This is a genomic window from Candidatus Rhabdochlamydia sp. T3358, assembly GCF_901000775.1.
GTDB lineage: Bacteria > Chlamydiota > Chlamydiia > Chlamydiales > Rhabdochlamydiaceae > Rhabdochlamydia.
This window is the reverse complement of record NZ_CAAJGQ010000028.1, coordinates 1-5892: the sequence shown is the minus strand read 5'-3', so window position 1 is coordinate 5892 and position 5892 is coordinate 1. Positions and strand designations below refer to the sequence as shown.

Genomic DNA, 5892 nt, shown 5'->3' with positions numbered 1-5892 from the left:
TTCTTTTACTAATCACTCTATTTAAAAACTCATAGTACCCACACCTGGAAACTTCTAAAATGTGAGCCATCTTCTCTATTTCAAATTCTTTAGAATGGGTCTTCATAAATTCAAATTTCAACTCTTTGGTTTGGAGAAGATGGCAACTGTAGATTCAATGGGTCATAACAACATATAATTTATTATATATAATGTTTTGGGATGTATATATGGCCTATGAAATATCAAGAAAAAATTTTACTGAAGAGCAACAAAATACCATGTGGAATTTATGGTCAAAAGGAAAATCGCACAGTGAAATAGGTCGACAACTAAATAAGCGCGCAGGCTCTGTTTTTTGCTTTCTACAAAAATATGGCGGTATAAGACCAGTTAAACCTAAACGATCTGTAAGAGTGTTAACATTACATGAGCGAGAAGAGATTTCTCGAGATATATCTGCCCAACTATCCATCAGAGCTATTGCAAGGAAATTAAATCGCTGTCCTTCGACTGTATCGAGAGAAATTAATCGCAATGGCGGTATCACAAACTATCGAGCTGTTTTGGCCGACAAGCGAGCTTGGGTAAGAGCTAAACGTCCTAAGCTATGCAAGCTTCAGGTCAATATTGAACTAAGAAACATCGTTATAGATAAACTTGCCAACAAATGGTCACCAGAACAAATCTCAGGCTATCTAAAGTGCCTATTTCCAGAAGATAAAGCTATGTGTATTTCTCACGAATCTATTTACAAAACACTTTATATTCAATCACGAGGCACCTTAAAAAAGGTATTACAACGTCAACTCAGAACACAAAGAATTATGCGTCAATCAAAGAAATTTAACACTAAAGGGAATGCTCGTGGAAGCATTGTTGATGCTATTTCCATTCATGACAGACCTAAAGAAGCTGATAATCGAGCTATTCCTGGCCATTGGGAGGGGGATTTAATTTGCGGCTCAAAAAGATCTTTCGTTGCTACATTAGTTGAAAGAACCTCTAGATTTACTTTATTAGTACGACTTGATGGTAATGATACCAACAATGTAGTCAGTGCTATTACTAAAAAAATTATTGATCTGCCTTGCCAATTAAAAAAATCCTTAACTTGGGATCGAGGAATGGAATTAGCCAAACATAAAAAATTTACTATTGATACAGAAATAAAGGTTTATTTCTGCGATCCTCGATCTCCATGGCAAAGAGGAACCAATGAAAATACTAATCATCTTCTGAGGCAATATATGCCTAAAAAAACAGATCTGAGCATTTATACTCAATCTGATTTGGATCAAATTGCCAAAGAATTAAATGAGAGACCGAGAAAAACTTTGAAGTTTTTATCTCCAGCAGAGAGACTTGAAGAAGTGTTGCATTGATTAGTTGAATCTACAACTGCTTTTTTTAGGATGTCTCTCTCCATCGTAACGTCAGCTAGTTGCTTCTTTAAACGATATAATTCTTCATTGCATGGCTTTAATATCCCAGATCCAGGGAAACTGTCTTCTCCATGCTCCTTATACTCTTGGATCCACGCGTAAAGGGTAGATTTGGCTACACCTAAATCATGAGCGATTTCGCTCATAGACTTACTGCTTTCTCGACTTAGCTTTACAGTGTTTATTTTAAACTCACGGTTGTACTTTTCTTGATTTTTCATAGACCCTTATTTTTCTTAAGCTATTATTATTTGCTGTCTATGTTCTTTATGTCTAGGTAATGGTAGCAAGATCAGAAGAAGTCTAAGTCGCCAATCCCAACGCGCGAAACTTGATTTGTTGATCTATTCTTCAAAGCTGCGGAAAACTACCACAAACATTATAACGAAAAACTAAACGTGTACAGCGATCGACCAGTTCATGATTGGTCTTCTCATACGATGGATGCTTTTCGATATTTAGCCGTTATTCAAAGTAAGAAAAAAAACAAAGGCATGACAGAAGAGGATGCTAATCGTATGCAAGCGATGTATCAGATTCGTTATTAAGGCTAGTTAGATTGGCTCGTAATCCTGTATTTCTTTTTTGCCACTCCATTAGCCTATCTTTGACAGTGCTATTAGCATCATATAAATCATTTTTGTAATCTTCGCTATCAGTTGTACCAGCTTCTGCGTATCTAAGTTCTACTTTTACCGACTCAAGATTTGCTAATATGTAATGTTTTGGTTCATAAATGATAAAAATACTGTTTGCTACGATTGAAAATGGCAGTCCAATTATATTCAAAACTTGCAAAGGAACTTGTTTGAGAAGAAAGCTTTTTCCTAGCATGTATTGATCAGATGAACAAATAAATTTGCAACCACAAATTGTCATCTCTGCAACAGAAAGAGTTCTCAGAGCAAAATACGTTATGCCATTTGCAAATAATGCAAGATAGGCTGGAAATCGAATTTTTTCTGTGTTTTCCGTAGCTTTGTCTGCACAATCAAATATAAAAGACTTTACTTGGTAATTTAATTTTTCTGAAAAAGAAATAGGCGTATACATTTAAATGCTCTTTATTGTTTTGATTAGATCATTTCCTGAACTGGTATTTTTTTGTATTCTTCTGGCTTTTTGGTATAATTTGTTGCCATTGCTGCTATGTAATCTTTCCAGCTTGAACCCAGATCAATGCCTAGCAATTTTAGATGATCTGCATCCCATGTATAGCAATTATCGCCAGTTTCACCACGGTTGAACACAGCCTCTTCCCTAGGATCCCATATAGGAAATATAGCATATTTTCCACGTATGTTAAAATTACGGGTACGTTCTTCTTTTGGGAGAGATTGTTCTTTTTCAATGCGTCTTAACATTTCTTGTACTTTGTCACTTGTTATCATCCATATTTCAGTTCTTGTTTGATATTCTAAATCCTTTGGAGAAAGGAGTCCAGACTCTATGCGAGGAAGAAAGTGGGCTAAATGTATAAATTTTTCTCCTTCTTTTACTGGTTTGGCGTGTTTACCGAGAAGAGGAGACTCATGATTATAAAACCCATCATTGATTCCTTCTATGATGATTTCTGAATGGTCTTTAGTAGAACCACCATTTGTAACTACTGTTACAGCCCAAGTAAACTTGCTAACACGCATTCTGGGATCAATTTCACTTGGGAGACTGATTGGCTCAATTTCAATAAGTAAAGGCTTTTGTAAAAACAGGGGGGTCATTCTTTTTTGTAAGGCGTTCAATTTATCAGTATCGAGCTGGAATTCTTCATGGAGAAAAGGCCAAGCAACTGCAGTAACTGCAACCGCGCCAGCAAACACAATAGTAGATCTAGAGAGAATCTTCATACAATTTCCAGCAAGAGACCCCATAACACCATTCCCCAAATAATTTTTAACAGCATTCGCTCCAACATTAACTGCTTCTCTTGCTAAATAAGCAGCAGGAGCCCCAATTCCAAATATTCCTACACCCGCCAAAACTGTCCCAGTGGTTTCAAGTGACAATTTTGCAAGCTCTAAGGATTCTTTACACTTTTCTAAAGCTGTACTTAATTCTTCATAATTTTTTTTAAGGTTTTTAAGATCGGTAATACATGAAACTTGAGAGTTATTGACTGTATTAAAAGATTTTTCACATTTTTGAAAAATCAGCAGCAGTTCTCTGCGTCTTCCTCTAAAAGTTGGTTTGTTTTTTGCATCTACTGTTTTTTCATAGTGAAATAAGGATTTTTCATACTCCTTTAAATCTTTTTTTATTGCTTCATATTCTTTTTTGATGAATTCAGAGTTAACAACTCTTACTTTGAAATCTCTTATTAAGCAGCGAACGTGTTGTGGATTATTAAAAGCTTCTTTTTTTATTTTATCAATGAGAGCAACCGTACCGGGATGACATCGTGAAGAAGGAACTGTGGTTTCTTGCAAAGAATAAAAATAAGAGTCTTTTTTGGAGAATCTTCGGAATATATTCCAAACTATACTTTCATTCCCTTGATTCAAACTAAGCTCTGCAGTGGGATCGTATTTCCATGAATGGTAGTTAGAAAATGATTTTATAAAATTATTTTCAGGTGAATGAACCGCTTTTTTGGGCTCATCAAGTTCTCTATTAGGGATTCTCCATGTATGATAGATTAGCAAAAAATTAGCTGTACCATCTTCGTTTATCAAAACTCTAGACTGCATGAGACGCGCGATCTCTTCATCTAGAGTTCTTGTTCCGGAAGTACTAATCTTTCCTGTTTGTATTTCTTTTTGATTCTGATCAGTTGTTATATACCATAAGCAGTCATCCTGGTTAATCAAATAAACTACATACTCATTAACACACCACTGATGAATGGTTTTTTGAGAGACGATACTTTCTGGTTGTTCTGCCTCAATTGGAGGCAGAGGCTGTTGATAGAAATCAGAAAGATGATTTAAAGAAGTAATGCTCATAGGTAATTTTGTTTTTAATGTTTCTTTGCCCAATCAACGGATTTATTTACCATCTTGTTTGTTGTTATAGCAATACCCGTATTAATTGCTACTCGGGCTGCTTTTTGACTAATAGGTTCAGCAGCGTCAATCGATTCTTTGGCAATATGTGCAACTGGTTTAGGAAGAACTTTTGCGGAAATTTTTTTGCTAGCATCATTTGATCTTTTAATAGACGTATCTGAACGCTCTCCTAAAGCAGATTTCACAGGAGCTGTATATTTATCTACCTGCTCATTGATTTGTCCTTTCACAAAGGCCTCAAATGCAGGGTTTTCTGGTACTATAGCGTTTTTGTTGCTTGCTGCTTCTCGTCTTATTGGAAATGTCATAATAAATGCCTATTTATTAGGTTAATGTGTTTAAAAGATCTTGCAGTATAATAAAAGACTATTTTAACAGGAAGTTTAAAAAATCTGAAAGAAGCCTAAAAAATTCGATGTTAAAACTATGAACCTATCTTGAATTAAATTTATTGTTTTAAAGATACTTGCCGACTTAAGAAATTCATCCAATAGCCCAGTAGTCCAAACATTAATAGACCATTCCAATATATTGCCTTTCTTTCCCAACGCACTGTAAGGCGACGAAAGCCTGTCTTTAACCAAGAAATTGTTCTCTCAACGACCCAACGTTGCTTTTCAAGGTAGCAAATACCTTTTATCTTATATCCCTTGGTGTTTCTTTTCCGTGCTATCATCGGCCAAAACAGCTCGATAGTTTGTGATACCGCCATTGCGATTAATTTCTCTCGATACAGTCGAAGGACAGCGATTTAATTTCCTTGCAATAGCTCTGATGGATAGTTGGACAGATATATCTCGAGAAATCTCTTCTCGCTCATGTAATGTTAACACTCTTACAGATCGTTTAGGTTTAACTGGTCTTATACCGCCATATTTTTGTAGAAAGCAAAAAACAGAGCCTGCGCGCTTATTTAGTTGTCGACCTATTTCACTGTGCGATTTTCCTTTTGACCATAAATTCCACATGGTATTTTGTTGCTCTTCAGTAAAATTTTTTCTTGATATTTCATAGGCCATATATACATCCCAAAACATTATATATAATAAATTATATGTTGTTATGACCCATTGAATCTACAGTTGCCATCTTCTCCAAACCAAAGAGTTGAAATTTGAATTTATGAAGACCCATTCTAAAGAATTTGAAATAGAGAAGATGGCTCACATTTTAGAAGTTTCCAGGTGTGGGTACTATGAGTTTTTAAATAGAGTGATTAGTAAAAGAAACGTAGAGAATCAAGAGTTAATCAAAGAAATTAAAAAAGCTCATAAGAGTAGCCGAGGAACTTATGGGAGCCCGAGGATTCACGCCAAGCTTCAAAAGCAGGGCATTTCCTGTTCTAGAAAAAGAGTTGCTAAATTAATGAAGCAAGAGAAAATACAGGCTAAGATGAGAAAAAAATGGAAGGTGACTACAAGGGCAAGCAAAAAAGAGATAATGATAGCTCCTAACCATTTGGA

Annotated in this window: 6 protein-coding genes and 4 pseudogenes; 3 read left to right on the top strand and 7 right to left on the bottom strand. The window is 35.5% G+C overall.

Annotated features, from left to right (window positions below; all coding sequences use genetic code 11):
• Positions 1–148, bottom strand: a pseudogene (locus tag RHTP_RS09205) (IS3 family transposase); the annotation flags it as partial.
• 61 nt (positions 149–209) lie between these two features.
• Here RHTP_RS09205 and RHTP_RS07460 point away from each other — a divergent pair.
• Positions 210–1364, top strand: a complete 1155-nt coding sequence (locus tag RHTP_RS07460; RefSeq protein ID WP_138107501.1) for an IS30 family transposase — start codon at positions 210–212, stop codon at positions 1362–1364.
• Between the two features lie 17 nt (positions 1365–1381).
• Here the strand turns inward: RHTP_RS07460 and RHTP_RS07455 are convergent.
• Positions 1382–1645 (bottom strand): annotated as a pseudogene (locus RHTP_RS07455) (transposase); the annotation flags it as partial.
• A 177-nt stretch (positions 1646–1822) separates the two neighbouring features.
• Here RHTP_RS07455 and RHTP_RS08850 point away from each other — a divergent pair.
• Complete coding sequence (locus tag RHTP_RS08850) at positions 1823–1972, top strand: hypothetical protein (RefSeq protein WP_171005779.1); 150 nt, start codon at positions 1823–1825, stop codon at positions 1970–1972.
• On the opposite strand, the gene RHTP_RS07450 is transcribed toward RHTP_RS08850, so the two are convergent.
• The 5 genes and pseudogenes from RHTP_RS07450 to RHTP_RS07430 form a co-directional block, all read right to left on the bottom strand.
• Positions 1935–2477 (bottom strand): hypothetical protein, encoded by a 543-nt coding sequence (locus RHTP_RS07450; protein WP_138107499.1) that lies wholly within the window; start codon positions 2475–2477, stop codon positions 1935–1937. The two genes, RHTP_RS08850 and RHTP_RS07450, sit on opposite strands and share 38 nt — an antisense overlap.
• A gap of 23 nt (positions 2478–2500) precedes the next feature.
• Positions 2501–4366, bottom strand: a complete 1866-nt coding sequence (locus tag RHTP_RS07445; RefSeq protein ID WP_138107498.1) for a hypothetical protein — start codon at positions 4364–4366, stop codon at positions 2501–2503.
• A 14-nt stretch (positions 4367–4380) separates the two neighbouring features.
• Positions 4381–4737 (bottom strand): hypothetical protein, encoded by a 357-nt coding sequence (locus RHTP_RS07440; protein ID WP_138107497.1) that lies wholly within the window; start codon positions 4735–4737, stop codon positions 4381–4383.
• A gap of 140 nt (positions 4738–4877) precedes the next feature.
• The gene (locus RHTP_RS09200; RefSeq protein WP_502705351.1) at positions 4878–5102 is read right to left on the bottom strand and encodes a transposase; all 225 of its coding nucleotides are present in this window, start codon (positions 5100–5102) and stop codon (positions 4878–4880) included.
• A gap of 1 nt (position 5103) precedes the next feature.
• Positions 5104–5448: pseudogene (locus RHTP_RS07430) on the bottom strand (helix-turn-helix domain-containing protein); the annotation flags it as partial.
• 61 nt (positions 5449–5509) lie between these two features.
• Here RHTP_RS07430 and RHTP_RS07425 point away from each other — a divergent pair.
• A pseudogene (locus RHTP_RS07425) lies at positions 5510–5892 on the top strand (IS3 family transposase); the annotation flags it as partial.

Excerpts from the sequence above, each read along its gene's own strand:
- RHTP_RS07460 (WP_138107501.1), top strand. The coding sequence starts at position 210 with ATGGCCTATGAAATATCAAGAAAAAATTTTACTGAAGAGCAACAAAAT.
- RHTP_RS07450 (WP_138107499.1), bottom strand. The coding sequence starts at position 2,477 with ATGTATACGCCTATTTCTTTTTCAGAAAAATTAAATTACCAAGTAAAG.
- RHTP_RS07445 (WP_138107498.1), bottom strand. The coding sequence starts at position 4,366 with ATGAGCATTACTTCTTTAAATCATCTTTCTGATTTCTATCAACAGCCT.
- RHTP_RS07440 (WP_138107497.1), bottom strand. The coding sequence starts at position 4,737 with ATGACATTTCCAATAAGACGAGAAGCAGCAAGCAACAAAAACGCTATA.